Here is a 19,678-nt window from a genome sequence, read left to right on the forward strand (position 1 = left end):
GGGCTATCTTGCATTCCCTTCCCTCTGGGCTATGTACTATAAATCTTCAAGAAAAAACGGAGAAAAACATAGTGTTTTTCTCCGTCCGCGATGACTAGATTGACTTAAGTATATTATTTAAGTGCTTCTAATACTGAATCGACTTTAGCCTTTTCGGATTCAATACCACCACCAGCTAAGTACCAGATTTCTGGATCAAGGTAAATAATTTTACCGTTTTTAGCTGCATTCGTTTTATTTACAATTTCATTTTCAACTGCTTTTTTAGTACCTGATTCGCCTGTACTCACTACTGCATCGCGATCTACAACGAATAGGATATCTGGGTTTTTCTCTAATACATATTCGTAAGCTACACTTTGACCATGTGTAGAAGCTTCGATTGCTTCATCAGCTTGTGGGAAACCATAAACATCATGGATGACACCAAAACGTGATCCAGCACCATATGCACTTAATTCACCTTCATTGGCAAGTACTACTAATGCTTTTTCTTCCATACCAGTAGTTTTCTCCGTTACTTCAGCAATTTTCGCATCAATTTCTTCTAATGCAGCAGTTGCCTCTGCTTCTTTTTCGAAAATTTTACCTGCTAATTCTGTATTAGCTTTAAAAGAATTCATGTAATCTGTTGTATCTACACCAACGAATACTGTATTAGCAATTTTACTTAGTTCTTCATATGCATCCCCTTGACGTCCAGAGATAAAGATAACATCTGGGTCCATTGCAGCGATAGCTTCGAAATCAGGCTCTTTTAATCCACCAGCATTTTCATATGCCGCTTCATCTGCGTATTTATCCAAATAAGAGGGAACGTTAGCTTGTGGTACTGCTGTTACATCCACTCCAAGTGCATCTAATGTATCAAGGAAACCAAAGTCAAATACTACAACTTTTTCTGGTTTTTCTTCTAACGTTACTTCAGCATATCCTTCAGGTTGAGCAATTGTTAATGGGTATACAGATGCTTCTTCAGCCCCGTTTGTTTCTTCCGTTGCTTTTTCATCTGTTGTTGATGAGTCTTTTTTTGTTTCATCCTCTGCACCACATGCTGCTAAAATTAGTACTAGTAAAGCAAACATTACAGCTAAAAACTTATAATTCTTCATTTGTCTAATTCCTCTTTTCCTATGAGTTAAAATATACACAGATGCGACAGCTATTCATTTCTTGGATAGGAATATCCATGTCATAAATTTCTTTAAGTGCATCAGAGTTAATAATTTCATGTGTTGGTCCGTCTTTTACAACACGACCGTCTTTTAAGGCTACAATATAATCTGAATAAACAGATGCAAAGTTAATATCATGTAAAACAATAATAACTGTTTTACCTAAATCCTCTACAAGCTTACGTAAAATCTTCATAATTTGAACAGAATGTTTCATATCTAAGTTATTTAAAGGCTCATCGAGTAGGATATATTCGGTATCTTGGGCAATAACCATTGCGATAAATGCTCGCTGGCGTTGACCACCGGAAAGTTCGTCCATATAACTATCCTGTAAATCACCTAAATTCATATATTCTATTGCTTGGTCGACCATTTTCTCGTCTTCCTCATTTAAACGGCCTTTAGAGTAAGGAAAGCGTCCAAATGAAATTAGCTCACGAATAGTCAAACGGACATTCATAAAATTTGATTGCTTTAAAATGGAAACGCGTTTTGAAAAGTCATTGGATTTCCATCTTTTCACGTCTGATTTATCTAAAAGAACTTCTCCCGTGTCTGCGTCCAATAAACGACTAACCATTGATAATAGTGTAGATTTTCCAGCACCGTTTGGTCCGATAAACGATGTTATTTTACCCGACTGAATATTTACACTAACATTATCCACAACTGGCTTTTTAGCAAAATACTTAGAAACCTCTTTGACTTGAATCATGAAGTTCGACTCTCCTTTAATAGTAAATAGATGAAGTAGATTCCTCCAATGAAGTTAATAATAACGCTCAGCGTTGTATCGAAAGTAAATATACGTTCAACAACCCACTGACCACCAATTAAAGCTACTAAACTCATTAAACTTGCTCCAATGATTAACGTTGTATGCTTGTACGTGTTAAAGAATTGGTACGATAGGTTCGCTACGATTAGTCCGAAAAATGTAATAGGTCCAACAAGTGCCGTTGAAGTTGCTATTAATATCGATGACAATACTAGCATTGTTTTAACAATTTTGTCATAATCCACACCAAGGTTAATGGCGTTATCTCGGCCAAGTGATAATACGTCTAGTTCACGTATGTTTCGCCAGCCATAAACTACTGTTAGTAAGATAATAACTAATGCTAGCCAGACTAAATCACCATTCACATTATTAAAGCTTGCGAACATCTTATTCTGTAAGCTTGTAAATTCGTTTGGATCAATGAGTACTTGAAGGAATGTTGTAATACTTCCCATGAACGTCCCTAGAATAATACCTACAAGTAACAGGAAGTAAACTGGACGTTTTCCTGCCTTGAATAGAAACTTATATAGTAGTAATGCAAATACAATCATTGCAATAACTGATATAGCAAAATTATAGTTTTTATTTATAACTAAAATGGACATGGAACCAAAGAAGTAATAAATAATTGTTTGGATTAACATATATAAGGAATCAAGGCCCATAACACTCGGCGTTAAGATTTTATTATGTGTAATCGTCTGAAAAATAACAGTTGAATATGCAATCGCTACTCCTGTTAGCGCCATTGCCAATACTTTAATCGCTCGACGTGGTAATGCATAATCATAGCTTCCATTCAATCCATGGAATAGATAAAGTGCTGTTGAAATTAAAACTATGCCTATTAATATCATCATTTTCGTACTGTTACGCATATGCTTTCCCCCTAAACAACATGAACAGGAAGATTGCACTTCCGATTACACCAACCGTCATGCTAATCGGAATTTCATAAGGGAATATAATTACCCGTCCTATAATATCGCATATCAATAAGAAAATAACTCCTAGTAATGCTGTGTGTGGTAATGTCTTTTCCAAATGATCCCCTTTAAAAATCGAGACAATATTTGGGATGATTAATCCTAAAAATGGAATCATTCCGACCGTTAAAACAACGGTAACTGATATTAAAGCGACTAGTACTAAACCTAGATTCAACACTTTGTTGTAAGAAAGACCGAGGTTTTTTGCAAAATCCTCACCCATTCCTGCTACTGTAAAGCGGTTCGCAAAAATATAAGCAAGAATCAGTACTGGAACACTTATGTAAAGTAATTCGTATCTGCCCTTTAATATTAAAGAGAAGTCTCCTTGTAACCAGACAGACATATTTTGAATAATATCTGATTTGTAAGCAAAAAACGTCGCAATAGAAGATAAAATATTTCCGAACATTAACCCTACTAGCGGAACAAATATTGCATCTTTAAATTTAATCCGATTTAAAATTTGCATGAATAGCAGTGTTCCTGCTAAAGCAAATATAAATGCAAAGGAAATTTTTTGCATATATGTTGCATTTGTAAATACAAGCATCGAGATTAAAATCCCTAAGCGAGTCGCATCAAGCGTACCAGCAGTAGTTGGAGATACAAATTTATTTCTACTAAGACTTTGCATAATTAGACCTGCAATACTCATCCCTGCTCCTGCAAGTATTATGGCAATTAGTCTAGGTAGTCTGCTTATAAGAAAAATTTCGGTCTCTTCCGACTTAAAGTCTAATAAATCCATTGGTGAGATACTTGATACACCAACAAAGAGAGATAAGAGAGAAAGCGCTACTAGTGCAATTATAAGATATCTTTTTTTCATAACTATCCTCGTCATTCTTTTTGTGAATGGGCGATATTGAAAATCATTATCAATTACTCACAGTCCAATTATAGCACCTTGACTATTTATGTCAACGGTTAAATGAAAATGATTTTCAATTGATAATACACCTATATGCCTCTTCAGCGTATTTTAGTCCTACTCTATCTTACTATACTTTAACCCTAATTTAAAAAAACTGTTGTAATTGTTGATTTTTCGCAACAATTACAACAGCCTCCTGTTAAATGCTTAACAACTATAATTTGATTAAATCGCTGTAGCACCATCAATAACTTCTTGTGGAACGACTATTTTATCTATTTCATTGAACTTAGAGAAATCTGTTTTAGCATTCATGTTCAAATTGATCATCTCTCCGTTCATAGTCATATCCATATCTATCACCATATCTAATTTGTTCGTTTGGAATGATTCTTTATCAATATGAACTAGGTAGTCAACCGAATGAATAGTAAAGTCTAAGTTAACATTTTCTTCTGTAGTGAGACTTTGAAGTGCTTCATCTACCTGATCTTTTACAAGACTCGTAAACTCTTCACCACTACCCTCAAGTGTTAAAATATAGTTTTCATCGTCTTGCTCAAATTCCACTTGTTCTAAATACTCTTGTAAAGGCTGCAGTTGAGTTGCAGGATCAGTTTGGTTTGTAGCACCCATCATTTGGTCTACCATCTCCTGAGGAAACTTCATCCATTGTGCAGTAGTTCCTTCAAACACATACATTCCATCTTCTGTAATATAAGTCTCCATCTCAGTCACTTGAGATTCACCGCCTTCACTAACACCCATCATAGTGGTTGTACCTTTTTGGTGCATTTGCATCGGCTCTATTATATATTCCATATCCATCACAGATTTAATATCCAAAGTCATTTCTTCACTTGGAATACTCATTGTCTGTTTCATATCTATCGTGCCTTTTACGCTCTTCAGCTCTTCTGAGGCTTCCATTGATTTGTCATATACTTCTTGTAAAGTGAGTTTACTAGTTTCTGTTACCTCTTTTTCTTGTACCGGAGTTGCAGTTTCGTTACAAGCAGCTAGACCTAACGATAATGTTGCTACTGATAATAACATTGTCCATTTTTTCATAAAAATATCATCCCTTCTCAGTAAGATACTTACTTTACGGGATGATTACTTAAAAAGTTTCATTATTTTGAAAGAGTGAATAATACTGCGATTTCCATCTAAGCTAGAATCGTCAGTTTTCACTTCAATTAATAGATTGCCGAAAAAAAAGTGATATTGGTTGTGAATGACACCACACCAATATCACTAAAATTCACTCGTTAACAATAGAACAAAACGTTCGACTATAGCCCTTCAAACACGCTAGAAAAAGGTATTGACCTTAACAAAACGTCCATGTTTTTGCTCTTTTGAAATCACTTAACGCCACGCATATATTTTTGGATCAATGGAGTCATGAAGTAGAGTAATAAACCAATAACTAAAGCTACTGCTCCAATAACACCGAAGTAAATAATTTCGTTTTCCGGCGTGTAAAATTTAACTACTTGAGCATTGATAGCTTGAGCTGATGCATTCGTCATAAACCATAAGCTCATCGTTTGAGCTGCGAATGCTCCAGGTGCAAGTTTTGTAGTTGCAGATAATCCTACCGGTGATAATAATAATTCACCTAATACTACAAGGAAGAAGCTCAGTACAAGCCAAAAAGGGCTAACTAATGAGTCTGTTCCATTGAAGTAAGCTGGAATAATCATTACGATAAAGGACATCCCTGCAAAAAACAAACCAAAAGCGAATTTTTTCGGAGTTGACGGTTGTCTATCTCCTAGCTTCACCCACATCCAAGCAAACACTGGTGCAAATGCAATGATAAATAATGGATTTAAAGATTGGAACCAAGCAGGTGAAATCTCAAAAGATCCCATCATTAAATCTACGCGTTCATCAGCATACTGTGCTAAAATATTCGAACCTTGCTCTTGAATTGCCCAGAACATCATAGCCGCAACAAAAAGCGGAATATAAGCTAGTAATCTAGACTTTTCATCTTCTGTTGTTTTGCTACTTCTATACATAACTATAAAGTACAGAGTAGGGATAACGATACCTAGAATAGAGACAGTCATGATGAAACCATCAATCGTTAATATACCTTGTTGTATCAATATAAATCCGGCCACCAGAATAATAACTAAAGCAATACCAATTCTCGTTAATACCTTTTTACGTTCTTCTTTAGACATTGGATTTGGCACATATGTACCCGCTAATCCTAAATATTTCTTTTTCGTGATTAAAAATACAATTAACCCTAACGCCATACCAACTGCAGCAATTCCGAATCCTAAATGGAAGTTATATTCAAGACCAATTGTCCCGACGATTAAAGGTGCGATAAATGCCCCCATGTTAATCCCCATGTAGAAAATACTAAATCCTGAGTCGCGGCGAGTATCTTCTTTCGAATAAAGATCTCCGATAATGCTTGAAATGTTTGGTTTTAGCAAGCCTGTCCCGATGATGATTAATGCCATCGACACAAATAAAGTAGTCAATCCTCCAGGGAATGCCAAGACGATATGACCAATCATTATTAGGACACCACCGTAGAAAACGGTTTTCGTTGTACCGAATAGGCGGTCAGCAATCCATCCTCCAATAATCCCAGACATGTATACTAGTGAACCATACACAGCCATAATTGAGTTAGCAGTAGAACGTTCTAGTCCTAGTCCACCCTGTGTTACTTCGTAATACATATAGTAGATTAGGATTGCGCGCATTCCATAGTAAGAAAAACGCTCCCAAAACTCTGTGAAAAACAATGATAGTAATCCTTTCGGATGACCAAAAAAACCTTTTTGAGGGACAGATTTTACAATCTCTTCTCTTGATGCCATTCTTTTTACCTCTTTTCTAATTTTGAAAATATTAGGAATAAACTCCACTTAATATAGTTAGAGCATATGAAAAGTTACCTAATACCTTAAACTAACAAGACAATTATTATAAACTTCCCTTTTTTAATTGTCAAAAAACCTTTTATATTTCAATTAGGAAGATTACTATTAGAAAAAGCGTAATTTCAACATTCTCAAATGATTTTCTCCAACTAAATTGACGAAAATTGGAATTTTTATTTATTCTATCGAATTTAATTATTTCGACTTTTGAAATTGTTAGTTATAATAGTCGTTATGACAGAAGGAAGGAGCGATTTAAATGCTCAAGAAGTTTTTTTCATATTACAAACCGCATAAGCGACTGTTTATCATTGATTTTAGTAGTGCTGTTTTTGTCGCAATTTTAGAGCTCGCATTTCCAGTAGCAGTTCAACGGTTTATCGATGATTTGTTACCTACTAAGGATTGGAGCATGATTACACAAATAAGTATCCTGCTGTTAGTAGTCTATATAATCAGCACTTTTCTACAGTATGTTGTAAGTTATTTTGGTCATAAGCTTGGGATAAATATCGAAACCGATATGAGACAGCAATTATTCACTCATGTGCAACGCCAATCATTCCGATTCTTCGATAATACTAAGACAGGCCATATTATGAGTCGAATCACAAATGATCTATTTGATATTGGTGAACTTGCCCATCACGGTCCTGAGGATTTGTTCATCGCATTTATGACAGTAATTGGGGCATTTACAATTATGTACAATATCAATCCCGAACTTGCAATTATCGCAATTGTCATGGTTCCATTCTTATCCATCGTAGCAACGTATGGCAACATTATGATGAATAAAGCTTGGAAAAACATGTACGGTAAAATTGCCGATGTAAATGCTCGAGTAGAGGACAGTGTATCTGGCGTTCGCGTCGTTCAATCATTTACCAATGAATCTTTCGAAATTGCTCGTTTCAAAGAAGATAATGGTCAGTTCCGTTTAGCAAAACTTGTTGCCTATAAAGTAATGGCCGGCACACATTCTAGTATTTATATGTTAACTAGGCTAGTAACACTGGTCGTACTTGTTGTAGGAGCTTGGTTTACGTACAAAGGAACTCTTAGTAATGGAGAGCTTGTAAGTTTTGTTCTGTATGTCAACGTGTTAATCAAACCAGTTGATAAAATTACTGCACTACTTGAACTATATCCTAAAGGAATGGCTGGGTTCAAACGCTTTTTAGAGCTTGTTGAGCAGGATCCTGAAATTCAGGACTCGCCTAATGCACTTACAGTTCAGCATTTAAAAGGAGATATAACCTTTGAGAAGGTTGGTTTCCGTTACGATGAACATAAACCCGTATTAAACGATATTAGCTTGTCTATTAAAGCAGGAGAAACTATCGCTTTTGTAGGTCCATCTGGAGCTGGAAAAACTACTATTTGTTCGCTCATACCAAGATTTTATGATGTTCAAGAGGGTACCATTTCCGTTGACGGATTGAACATTCAAGATATTACAACGAAGTCTTTACGTTCACAGATCGGGATTGTTCAACAGGATGTATTTTTGTTCACAGGCTCTATTCGTGAAAATATTGCCTATGGTAAACAAGATGCTAGTGAAGAAGAAATTCGAGATGCTGCCAAAAAAGCACATTTAGAGGACATGATCGCCTCCCTTCCCGAAGGCTATGATACACAAATCGGTGAAAGAGGACTTAAATTATCTGGTGGACAGAAACAGCGTCTAGCGATAGCTCGTATGTTCTTGAAAAATCCACCAATTCTAATTTTGGATGAGGCTACATCAGCTCTTGATACTGAAACAGAAAGATTTATCCAGAAGGCTTTAATGGAGCTTGCTGAAAATAGGACTACCCTTATTATTGCGCACAGACTGGCAACTATTCGTGATGCGGACCGCGTACTTGTAGTAACTGAGGATGGGATTGCGGAAGATGGATCTTATAGTGATTTAGTGGCACAGAATGGAATATTTGCTAGACTGCATAATATACAGTTTCAAGAGGTTTAATACTAATTAAACCAAAAAGTTGTCTCCCGGTAGAAAACTACTGGCGAGACAACTTTTTTATTTATAACCTATTAAATCTTTTCTTCATTCTAGCGATTCTTTGTTACATTCTAGTGATTCTTTGTTACATTCTAGCGATTTCCTGCGTCATTCTAGCGATTTTTCGTTACATTCTGGCGATTCTCCGCAACATTCTAGTGATTCTATCTATTGGACAAATAGAAATTCTTGTAGGCGATCATAATCTGACTTTTTCAACTCTACTTGAACAACAGTTCCCTGTTCTTCATATGAGGTAGAGGAAACCGATGCATTTTCATTTAAGTAAGATACAATATCTCCACGTTCAAACGGGACCAACAATGAGCAACGTACATAATTAGAAAAAATATGCTTTCTAATAATCTCCAATAGTTCATCTAATCCTGCTCCATCTTTCGCAGAAATCCAAATACTATCTCCGGCCACATGTGGGTATTTCATATCTGCTAAATCAGATTTGTTGTATACATATACAGTTGGGACGTCCTCCACACCAACAGCATGTAATGTCTCATTAGTAACATCCATCATAAAACGGTGCTCGTCATTTGAGACGTCCACAACATGTAAAAGTAAATCTGCATCACGAGCTTCTTCTAATGTTGAGCGGAAAGCTTTCACTAGGTGATGTGGAAGCTTACTAACGAACCCTACCGTGTCAGTAAGTAAAAATTCCTTTTGGTCTGGAAGTTTAATTTGTCTTACGGAAGTTTCTAGAGTCGCGAAAAGCATATCCTTTTCAAATACTTGCTTAGATTCCATTTGCCCAACTTTGTTGAGTAATTGGTTCATAATTGTCGACTTACCAGCATTCGTATAACCTACTAAGGACACCACCGGAATTGCATTTTTCTTACGTTGCTTCCGTTGTGTTTCTCGTTGATCTTTTGCATGTTCAAGATCTCTTTTAAGCTTAGCAATCTGATCCTCGATTTTACGTCTATCCAGCTCTAGTTTCGTTTCCCCAGCCCCACGGTTTTTGAATCCGCCTCCAGTTCCTCCTCCTTGTCGACCTAGAGACGCTCGAAGACCCACAAGACGTGGAAGCATGTATTGAAGCTGTGCCAAATCTACTTGCATCTGTGCTTCGTTCGATTTTGCACGACGAGCAAAGATATCGAGAATTAGCATCGTACGGTCGATAACTTTACAGTCAAGATCACGTTCTAAGTTTCTAATTTGAGATGGTGAGAGCTCATCATTGAAAATTACCAGATTGGCCCCAGTTTCTTCATAAAGGTTTCTAATTTCCTCTACCTTACCTGTACCAACGTAATGGGAAGAGGTAACGCGTTCAAGATTTTGCGTTACTTCTCCAACTACTTCCACATCTAATGCCTCTGATAAATTGTGTAGTTCTTCCAAGCCATACTCAAAATGTTCATCTTTTTGTAGTTTTACTGCAACGAGTATTGCTTTTTCTATTAATTCATCCATATAATTTCTCCTTTAAAGAAAGCGATAGATTGCTTGCTCGTAAGTAACTTCTTTATGTAGATTAGAACCATCGATATTGATGCTTACAAGTCGCTCTTTTGTTTCACTTAGATTTTGTTTAAATACTAATTGTGTATTTTCTAAAAGTAATGTTTGTTCATCCTTTTCAATCAGTTGAAAATAGCTTTTCCACTTATCCATTACTTCCCTCGGATTTCCAACATGAAACTCACAAGTAGTAATAGATAGCTCCAAATTACTTTTATCGATTGTTCCATCCTCTTGAAGCAAAAGGTATCTGGTCTCATCGCTCTCCTCCCATTCTATAAAGAACGGTAAAGGTAAATCATTACTAATTTCTTCTTGTAAAAATAGCATTTTCCACTTACGTACTAATCCACTAGTCGTCTTCCTTTCAGCATGTAGAACTCCGGATGTTTTTATACCCCGCTCCTCCAGCTGATTACAAAGACTATCTATTGTCGTAGTGCGAATGCAAATTGTATTAAACCCTGCTCCACTCGAATTTAAGTCATGGAGCATAAGATCTATTAAAGGGTGTTTGGCCATTTTTGTAATTTCCTCATGCTCAACAGCAAGCCACTCAATATAGCTGGTTCTTGTATAAAGCAGTGCATTATATGTTCCCCACTGAGTATGTTGGCCTCCCACGGCTGCATGAATTCCTTTTTCGATCCATTCACCAGCTACTTCACCTGGCTCTTTTTTAACGCTATGAACGATATGATCCAAATACAAGGTAGAACCTCCATTCAATAATTCCCATATTATGAGTATATCAATAAATGTTATGAGCATCGATTTTCAAATCAGATGCTCTCATCTTTTAAAACATTAAACCTTAATAACTTGTGTCTTGACAACAATATCATAAAGGGATCTTTTTCGTTTAGTAAATAGCGCTGTTAGGATATATGCAAACATAAGCGCATAGATAATTCCACCAACGATATAGTAATTTAACGGTACTTCTCCATCTCCGAGGTAAACAAGACGATAAACAAGATAATGCGAAAGCTCCCAAGGTAGAAATTTCAGGATTGTTCTTAAGATTGCATGTAATATCGGAAGAGTTTCATTTCTTTCATTAACCACCTTAATCCCCATTCTTCTCTTACCAAACGTCTGTCTCCCTATCACTGAATCACTAATAATAAAGTAAAGTGAAACTGGTAAAGTCACCATTAGAAACCCTGTAAATTGTGCTAATACAAGTGAGCCATTAAATAAACTTTGTACAGATGAAAATATTAATATATTGAAGATAGCAAGCACAACCAAATAGGCAAATATAAGCAAGTAATCAAGCATAAACGCTTTGAAACGCATTATAAAAGTTACATTCACTTAGAGTTACTCCTTCTATTGGATTTGTTCTCTTATAAGCTTGTCGATTTCCCAGGAAATAATTCGAATTACGCCTCGGTTTTCTCTTTCGACATTTCTCGAAGGAGAAACTTTTGGATTTTCCCTGAAGCTGTCATTGGGTATGCATCTATAAACTCAATATACTTCGGTATTTTATGAAATGAAATTTTCCCTTTGCAGTATTCCTTTAATTCATCAGAAGTTAATTGCTGACCATTTTTTAAGATAACCCATGCCATAAGCTCTTCCCCGTATTTTGGATCTGGCACTCCAACTACCTGTACGTCCTGGACCTTAGGGTGCTGATATAAAAATTCTTCCACTTCTTTCGGATAGATGTTTTCTCCACCGCGGATGACCATATCTTTGATACGTCCTGTTATATCGATATATCCATCTTCATCCATGACTGCTATATCCCCAGTGTGAAGCCAGCCACTGTTGTCTACTGCGGACTCAGTTGCTTGTTCATTTTTATAATAGCCTTTCATCACTAGATAACCCCGAGTACAAAGTTCACCAGGAACTCCTGTTGGCGTATCTTCCCCAGTTACTGGATCAATAATCTTAACCTCAACTCCTGGGTGTGGTTTCCCAACTGATGACACTCGTTTCTCAATTGGATCATCCGTTTTAGTTTGTGTAATGACTGGTGAGGATTCGGTTTGTCCATAAGCTATAGTTATTTCGGTAGCGCCCATTTCATTCATCACTTTTTTCATGACTTCTATTGGACAAATGGAACCTGCCATAATACCTGTTCGCAGCGTATTCAATTTAAACTGTTTAAATTCAGGGTGATTCAATTCTGCGATGAACATTGTCGGTACTCCATGCAGTGCTGTACACTTTTCATCCTGTACCATTTGAAGTACTTTACCTGGATCGAACTGCTCGATAACGACCATTGTGGTCCCATGTGTAACGGATGCGATTGTTCCCATTACACAGCCAAAGCAATGGAAAAATGGTACTGGAATACAAAGACGATCTTTTTCTGTCAAATATATATAGTCGCCTACAAGCTGTCCGTTATTTACTACGTTTTTATGTGAAAGCATAACGCCTTTAGGAAAGCCAGTTGTTCCAGAAGTATATTGAATATTAATCACCTCATCATTTTGAAGTGACCTAAAAGAATTCTCTAGTGTTTCGTCCGTGACCTTATCTGCATGAGATAATAGCTCCGACCAAGTATACATACCTTTATAATGATTCTCACTCATTATAATGACGCGTTTAAAATATGGTAATTTTTCTGATCGAATATTTCCTTTTTCTGCTGTAGTGATTTCCGGACACACTGCTCGCACAATATCTAAATAGGAAGTTCCTTTAAAAGATTCGCATAATATGAGAGTTGTAGCATCAGATTGCTGTAATAAGTATTCCAGTTCTTTCTCTTGATAATTTGTGTTTACCGTTACTAGGACTGCACCCATTTTGCCAGTTGCGAATTGGCTAAGTAACCACTCTCTCTTATTATCCGACCAAATTGCCACATGCTCGCCTTTTTTAATACCCATACCGATAAAGGCTTTTGCAAGCTCATCTGTTTCTTCATCAAATTCTTTATAAGTTTTTCTGATACCAAGTTCTGGGTATACATAGGCTTCTGTGTCTGGAAATTTTCTTGCTGCTTCTTTAACAATTTCCCCAACTGTTTTTTCATTTAACAAACCAATCACCCCTTTGAGGTTTATATATATTCTATTTTATCATAAAATTCTGATGAAATAGACATTTCCTTTTCTAATTGACAGTCTGTTGAAACATGGTAAAATCCTAATTACTTTAACGATTGAAAGCGTTGAATTGACGAAGTGTATAAATTTATTTAGGAGGTTATATAATGTTTCGAATTCCATCTACGATTACGCCTCCTTTTAAAGAGGCATTATTTCTTATTTTACTAATCATTACTTTAATGGCAGTTTGTATTATAGAATTTAAGTCTGTACCTCATATGCCCATTCTATTTGCTATTTTACTTTTAATCATTTATGGGTTCATAAAAAAGGTATCATTCAATTTATTGGAAGAAGGTCTCATAGAAGGAGCTAAAACGGGACTTGGAGCAGTTTTCATCTTTTTCTTTATAGGAATTTTAATAAGTAGCTGGATGATTGCTGGAACTATTCCAACACTTATTTATATAGGTTTTCAATTCATTTCTCCACATTTTTTCTTTGCAATTGTCTTTTTAGTTACTTGCGTCATTGGGTTATCTATTGGAAGTTCATTAACAACCGTTGCAACTATAGGTGTTGCATTTGTCGGAATAGCAGGTGCTATGGATATTTCATTGGCTATAACTGCAGGGGCTGTTGTATCTGGTGCCTTTTTCGGTGATAAGATGTCTCCCTTATCAGATACAACGAATCTAGCATCAGCCATTGTTCGCGTTGATTTATTTGAGCATATCCGAAACATGGGATGGACTACAATTCCCGCTTTTTTTATAGCGATTATCGGTTATATAATACTTTCACCTAGCAAGGAAATTCAGCAGCTAGAACAGATAAATACACTAAAGGATGGTCTACTTCAAACTGGGATGATTCATTGGTATTCATTGCTGCCTTTAGCTTTACTTATTGTACTTTCTTTTAAAAAAGTACCAGCTGTTTTGGCTCTTGCATTGACCTCTACTTGTGCAATAGCTGTTGCATATTTCCATCATTTTTTTACTGCAAGTGAAGTATTAAACATCCTATTTAGTGGTTATACATCCCAAACAGGTATAGCAGCGATTGACTCCTTACTTTCTAGAGGGGGAATGACTAGTATGATGTTCACTATCTCTCTTGTTTTACTGGCCCTGAGCATGGGTGGTCTTTTATTTACTTTAGGCATCGTGCAAAGTTTACTTCGGAAAGTGGAGAGTTTACTAAAGAGTGTCGGAAAAGTAATTTCAGCTACGGCTTTTACAGCTATTGGTGTGAATGTACTTATCGGAGAGCAATACTTATCAATTTTATTGACAGGTGAAACATTCCAAGCCCATTTCCAAAAAGTCGGATTAGCAAACAAAAACCTGGCTCGTGTGATGGAGGATGCAGGTACTGTTGTAAATCCACTGGTCCCTTGGAGTGTATGTGGAATTTTCATCACAGATGTATTAGCAGTATCAACCATCGACTACTTGCCTTTCGCCTTTTTCTGTTTGCTTTGTCCAGTACTCACAATATTGTTTGGACTGACTGGTAAAACACTAACTTATAATAAATGAGTTCAATATGATACACTATTTCCAAGTACATCACGGAAAAAGTAGGCGATATTATGGAATTTCAGGAAATGAAAGAATACTTGCTTGAGCAAATAGGAACGAAGCAGTTAGTCAGCGCAACCATTAGTCAACCACGCGCAAAGTCAAATGAAGTGAAACGTGTTAAATTAAAACCGATTGAGATAAAAAACACCTATCATATCCAGCTAGAATACCAATATGAACGAGTGTTAAAGCATGAAAATATCACATTAAATGCTTTTACAGAGAAATTAGATGAACTCTTAGAACAGTTCCGTCAACTTCATATAGATTTCAAAGCGGAAAAAGTACAGGCTCAGCTTTCTAAGAAAAACAAAGTCATTTGGAAATCCGAGAAAGCAATAGACACCAAAACGGTAGACCTATCCCATAACCGTAAAAAGAATTATTTGTTGGATGAAAATACACCATACCCATTTCTTATTCGATTAGGTGTTCAGACACCTGACGGAAAAGTCAAAAAGCAAAAGTATGATAAGTTTAAGCAAATAAATCGGTTCATCGAGTTTATAGATGATACACTAGCCTACTTGCCAAAAGATAAAACCGTTCGAATTCTCGATTTTGGATCTGGTAAATCTTATTTAACATTCGCATTGTATCATTATTTGAAAATCGAAAAAGAGCTTGATATTCGGGTTACTGGACTTGATTTGAAAAAGGAAGTTATTGAAGAGTGTGCAAAAATTGCCGCTGATTTAGAATACGATCAGTTAGAGTTTCTAGTAGGAGATATTAACGACTACAACGACGAAACTGCTGTCGATATGGTTGTCACGCTTCATGCCTGCGATGTTGCAACAGATATGGCACTTTCAAGAGCTGTCAAATGGAATGCAAACGTAATTTTAAGTGTACCTTGCTGCCAGCATGAATTAAATACACAGCTAGATGCACCAGGGCTTCATATTATGTTAAAACATGGCCTAATAAAAGAACGTTTTGCTGCTCTAGCAACGGATTCCATTCGAGCAGAGATTTTGAATATGGTTGGATACGAGGCACAATTAGTTGAGTTTATCGATATGGAAAACACACCAAAGAACATATTGATACGTGCTTATAAGACGGGCAAAAAACCTACTTCTGAACAAATGGCCAGTTATCAGCAATTTAAACAAATGCTGAATGCAAAGCCGTTTTTGGAGAATGAATTGAAGGATTATTTGAATTGATATCGCATGAAATACTATACCGCCGGAGGATCTTATGATGAAAGAACCAACAATTAAAAAAGTTGCTTATGGTGTAGCTATGGCCATTGCAATAATCGTTGTGCATTTTATTGATGCTCGTGTTTATGCAATGCAACCTATTTTCGCTTTATTCTTGGCAATTTTCGTTACTTATCTTGGTATTGTGTTAATAAATAAGTCTAATAAATTTGATCAAACGATATCAAGGACTAAATATAATTTAATAAATGCTGGAGTTGTATTTGTACTTTTTATTGCTTATTTTACGATTTCCAGATAGGAAAAACTGGCAAATAGACGTCTAGTTTAAGTCTAAAACCTGTTTCTATCGTTTCCGAAGGGCTTTGGACAGACATTTTACTATATGATTAACGAGGGAATTTTTAGGGATGCTGGTTGGTTGTGACGTTCGCCACAACCATCCAGCATCCCTTTTTTTCATTAATCTAATGGCTTTTGTCCCGCATTAACGGGCAGTAGATAACTGCCCGTTAAAGCCCGAATGGTTCAACTAACAATAAGTGGGGGATGAAGCCCCACTTATTGAAGTTTCACTTTATCTGTCCGTCGCCCTTCTACAACTCTTAGAAACAGGTAAGCACGTTTTTGGGTAACTAGAGAAAAAATACTTTCCTATTCGTAGAGAAAGCTCTCGAAGATACAATTTCGTTCGCTATTTCGCTTCTTTATTTAGTGAACACTTATTATTTCACTGTGTATTTCCAATAGAATAAAAAAATCTACTTTCTTCCTTCTTCATGACAGAATAGTATTCCTAATTCCACAGACGGTTTTATCCCTATATTAATTTTGATTACTCTTATCATCTAAGCGATAGGATTTGCAATATCTTATAGTTAAGTACTACACATTATATTGATAGTAGTGGAAGGTGGCGACTCCAGCGGGAAAAGCGAGAAAGTCGAGACCCCTCAAGGAGCGTAGCGAACGAGGAGGCTCGCCCGCGGAAAGCGTCCACCTGAAACGGAAATCAGTAGTATTATTCATTCTTTTAAGTCCCATGAACTCAGTATTCATACTACATTTTATATACTTTCTTTTATAGTTCCTGACGTAATGCTTGAATCACATCAATCTTAGTTGCTTTGCGAGCTGGTCTCCAACCAGAAATCATTGCTACTCCGATACTAATAGCAGACGCTAAAACTACTAGTTGCCACGGGATTAATGAAAATGTAATAGATAAGTCTTCAAGTCCATCCTCCCCTAATGCAGCCCCAATAACCATCGGAAGAAGCCAGTTAGCTAGGTAACTCACTACGTATGAAATAACGACCGCCAGCACAGTACCAATTATTCCAATCCATGCACTTTCCATTAAGAACAATCGTTGAATCAGCTTTGGGCTAGCTCCAATTGCTTTCATCACACCAATTTCACGAGTTCGTTCGGTTACAGCCATTGTCATTGTGTTGAAAATACCAATAGATGATATAAGAATTGCAATAGTTCCAACGAATATTAGTCCAATTTTAAACGCCATAAAGAACACATCGATTTGCTCTAATTGCTCTGAAACAGAATATACATTATAGCCCATATCCTTTAAATCTTTTGTTACTGATTTCACATGTTCTAAACTAGATGTATAGATTTTTGTGGTCGTATAAGTAAAGTCTTCGGGAATTCCTTCTTCATTTGCTTCATAAGCTCCCGTTAATTCCGGTAACCAGGATTTATCCATTAAAATACTTTGATCTACAATCCAATCTTTCGCTGGATTATCAGTTACTCCTACTACCTTAAAATCCCATTGTTCGGGGAATGCTTCTTCAGAATCATATGGTTGTAATGATAATGAAACTGTTTTACCTATAATCGACTTTTCATACCCCTTTGGTAGATCCTCCTCTTCTCCTACTTCCTCTACTTTTGCTCGTTCTGCATCTGTCCATAAATTCTGCGCAAAGTGATACCCTACTATTATTTCGGATTCATTTTGCGGTAATCGACCTTCTGATAATTTAAGGTTTGACTGTTCTTCCTCTTTTATATCAGTTAACTGCAAATTCCCTTGTATTGTACGATTCTCCAAATGAAAGCTTGTCATAATATCCATGCTTGTTCTTTGAACGATTGCACCAACATACGGAACAGTTTTAATTTCTTCTAGATTTAACTCTTCATTTTCATTCGGGTAAACTTCCACTTCTGTGATAGCTTGATCTTGTAGGATTTCCTCTCGCATCGTGTCTTGTATACCAAATCCAATGGAAGCTAATACGATTAAAAATGCACAACCCATAGTAGCCGCTAGTACTGTCATAAATACACGTAGTTTATTTTTCTTAATATGTTGGCGAACAAAGTCGACCTGATCTTTAAATAACATTATAGAACGTCCTCCTTCACTAATTCCCCGTCACGCATTTTAAAGGTTCTATGTGCAATGCTTGCCACTTCCTCGTCGTGTGTGATCATCACAAACGTTACTCCTAGTGTTTTATTTAAATTTTGTATTAGCAATAAAATATCTTGCTCAGTTTCGGAATCTAGGCTCCCCGTTGGCTCATCTGCAAATAGGATGGGTGGGTTTGTTATTAAGGCACGCGCAATACTTACACGTTGCTGTTGCCCCCCAGATAATTCGTTGGGATAATGGTCTCCAACCTCCGTTAACCCCACCTTGTCCATCATTTGCCCGACACTTGCTTTCCTTTTTTTCGGGGATATACCCTTTAGTTTTAGTGGAAGCTCTACATTTTCAAAAGCTGTTAATCCAGGCATCAGTTGAAAATTTTGAAAGATGAAGCCAAAATTGTTTAAGCGAAACGCTGCTCTTTCAGTTTCATTTAAATTAGCTGTTTCTTGTCCATTTACTGTAATTGAGCCTTGTTCTGGACTCATAAATCCTGCTATCGTATGAAGTAAAGTAGACTTACCAGAGCCACTTTTCCCTACAATCGCCACGATTTCTCCCTGCTTCACGTCGAACGATAGCCCTTTCAAAACCGGCACTTTCTTCTCTTTTCCTTTTTTTCCTATTAGAAATGTATGATTCACTTGCTTAACATGTATCATTTATTGACCCTCCTATTTCGCTACTCCACTCATTGTACCCACCATTTCTTAACATTCTAGAAGGATAAAAATGAAGAAATTCTTAAGATAGCCCGAAATGTGAAGGATGCCCGATAGACTCGACAAGCGTTGGAAGAATGACGGTAAAGGCGTCCTTTGCCTTTATCCGACATTCTGAAACGACTCGAGAGGCTGGCGTCCGGAACTGGACACAGTGAAATGTGAAAGCGCCTGACAGCTGAACAATAAAATTAATAAAAACCAAATAAAAAGACTCCTCTTGTCCTTTAAAAACAGAAATCTATATATATGCCGTTGAGTGTAGCGAAGGGCGGACGCTTTCCGTGGGCACGGCTTCAGCAGTTTCCGTTGCTCCTGCGCAAGCTCGTCGCAAAAAAGATTTTCGCTAGCTCCGTCCAGGTTCTTCAGCTCGCACTGTTCCCACTGGAGTCGCCGTCCTGTGCTCCAATTAACCATGCACCTGATGTAAACGGATAATTGAAGTCAATAGCGCTTACTATTTCATCATATAATTGGAAATAAATAATGTGAAATGGATGCTATTACAAAGAAA

General features: G+C 36.7%; 16 protein-coding genes. 4 read left to right on the forward strand and 12 right to left on the reverse strand.

From position 1 onward, the window contains the following. Positions 1-113: 113 nt before the first annotated feature. The 6 genes from MKY60_RS18545 to MKY60_RS18570 all read right to left on the reverse strand — a co-directional run bounded on the left by MKY60_RS18545 (position 114) and on the right by MKY60_RS18570 (position 6,683). Positions 114-1,112 (reverse strand): siderophore ABC transporter substrate-binding protein, encoded by a 999-nt coding sequence (locus MKY60_RS18545; RefSeq protein WP_241597989.1) that lies wholly within the window; start codon positions 1,110-1,112, stop codon positions 114-116. A 19-nt stretch (positions 1,113-1,131) separates the two neighbouring features. Continuing rightward, a complete protein-coding gene (locus MKY60_RS18550; RefSeq protein WP_090566279.1) occupies positions 1,132-1,893 on the reverse strand; it encodes an iron ABC transporter ATP-binding protein in 762 nt (253 codons plus the stop codon). Further along, positions 1,890-2,840 carry an iron chelate uptake ABC transporter family permease subunit gene (locus MKY60_RS18555; RefSeq protein WP_093495639.1) on the reverse strand — a complete coding sequence of 317 codons (951 nt, stop codon included), beginning with the start codon at positions 2,838-2,840 and terminating at the stop codon, positions 1,890-1,892. Before MKY60_RS18555 ends, MKY60_RS18550 begins: the two co-directional genes overlap by 4 nt. After that, complete coding sequence (locus tag MKY60_RS18560; protein WP_093495640.1) at positions 2,833-3,783, reverse strand: ABC transporter permease; 951 nt, start codon at positions 3,781-3,783, stop codon at positions 2,833-2,835. Before MKY60_RS18560 ends, MKY60_RS18555 begins: the two co-directional genes overlap by 8 nt. 270 nt (positions 3,784-4,053) lie before the next feature. Next, positions 4,054-4,899 carry a DUF6612 family protein gene (locus tag MKY60_RS18565; protein WP_241597991.1) on the reverse strand — a complete coding sequence of 282 codons (846 nt, stop codon included), beginning with the start codon at positions 4,897-4,899 and terminating at the stop codon, positions 4,054-4,056. Positions 4,900-5,195: 296 nt separating this feature from the next. After that, positions 5,196-6,683, reverse strand: coding sequence for a peptide MFS transporter (locus tag MKY60_RS18570; protein WP_241597992.1), 1,488 nt, complete (start codon positions 6,681-6,683; stop codon positions 5,196-5,198). A 322-nt stretch (positions 6,684-7,005) separates the two neighbouring features. On the opposite strand from MKY60_RS18570, the gene MKY60_RS18575 reads away from it, so the two are divergent. Beyond that, positions 7,006-8,724 carry an ABC transporter ATP-binding protein gene (locus tag MKY60_RS18575; RefSeq protein ID WP_093495643.1) on the forward strand — a complete coding sequence of 573 codons (1,719 nt, stop codon included), beginning with the start codon at positions 7,006-7,008 and terminating at the stop codon, positions 8,722-8,724. Between the two features lie 207 nt (positions 8,725-8,931). Here MKY60_RS18575 and hflX read toward each other — a convergent pair whose 3' ends face one another. From hflX to MKY60_RS18595, 4 genes are all read right to left on the reverse strand, one after another. Next, positions 8,932-10,203: a GTPase HflX gene (gene hflX, locus MKY60_RS18580; protein ID WP_241597994.1), complete on the reverse strand. Its 1,272-nt coding sequence runs from the start codon at positions 10,201-10,203 to the stop codon at positions 8,932-8,934. A gap of 12 nt (positions 10,204-10,215) precedes the next feature. Next, positions 10,216-10,962 carry a VOC family protein gene (locus MKY60_RS18585; RefSeq protein WP_340930895.1) on the reverse strand — a complete coding sequence of 249 codons (747 nt, stop codon included), beginning with the start codon at positions 10,960-10,962 and terminating at the stop codon, positions 10,216-10,218. A 96-nt stretch (positions 10,963-11,058) separates the two neighbouring features. Then, entirely contained in the window at positions 11,059-11,571 is a 513-nt protein-coding gene (locus MKY60_RS18590; RefSeq protein ID WP_340930896.1) for an RDD family protein, read from the reverse strand. Positions 11,572-11,639: 68 nt separating this feature from the next. Further along, a complete protein-coding gene (locus tag MKY60_RS18595) occupies positions 11,640-13,271 on the reverse strand; it encodes an AMP-binding protein (RefSeq protein ID WP_245402408.1) in 1,632 nt (543 codons plus the stop codon). A gap of 173 nt (positions 13,272-13,444) precedes the next feature. Here MKY60_RS18595 and nhaC point away from each other — a divergent pair, with 173 nt between their 5' ends. From nhaC to MKY60_RS18610, 3 genes are read left to right on the forward strand one after another with little or no spacing between them, the layout of a single operon-like run. Continuing rightward, the gene (nhaC, locus tag MKY60_RS18600) at positions 13,445-14,824 is read left to right on the forward strand and encodes a Na+/H+ antiporter NhaC (RefSeq protein ID WP_093495647.1); all 1,380 of its coding nucleotides are present in this window, start codon (positions 13,445-13,447) and stop codon (positions 14,822-14,824) included. A 53-nt stretch (positions 14,825-14,877) separates the two neighbouring features. Further along, a complete protein-coding gene (locus tag MKY60_RS18605) occupies positions 14,878-16,041 on the forward strand; it encodes a class I SAM-dependent methyltransferase (RefSeq protein WP_093495648.1) in 1,164 nt (387 codons plus the stop codon). Between the two features lie 34 nt (positions 16,042-16,075). Further along, a complete protein-coding gene (locus MKY60_RS18610) occupies positions 16,076-16,342 on the forward strand; it encodes a hypothetical protein (RefSeq protein ID WP_340930897.1) in 267 nt (88 codons plus the stop codon). A gap of 780 nt (positions 16,343-17,122) precedes the next feature. Here MKY60_RS18610 and MKY60_RS18615 read toward each other — a convergent pair. Further along, positions 17,123-18,415: an ABC transporter permease gene (locus tag MKY60_RS18615; RefSeq protein WP_340930898.1), complete on the reverse strand. Its 1,293-nt coding sequence runs from the start codon at positions 18,413-18,415 to the stop codon at positions 17,123-17,125. Then, positions 18,415-19,104 (reverse strand): ABC transporter ATP-binding protein, encoded by a 690-nt coding sequence (locus MKY60_RS18620; protein WP_340930899.1) that lies wholly within the window; start codon positions 19,102-19,104, stop codon positions 18,415-18,417. Before MKY60_RS18620 ends, MKY60_RS18615 begins: the two co-directional genes overlap by 1 nt. Between the last annotated feature and the right edge of the window lie 574 nt (positions 19,105-19,678).

Origin of the sequence: Psychrobacillus sp. FSL K6-1415, from assembly GCF_038003185.1 — a bacterium.
Taxonomy (GTDB): Bacteria; Bacillota; Bacilli; order Bacillales_A; family Planococcaceae; genus Psychrobacillus; species Psychrobacillus psychrodurans.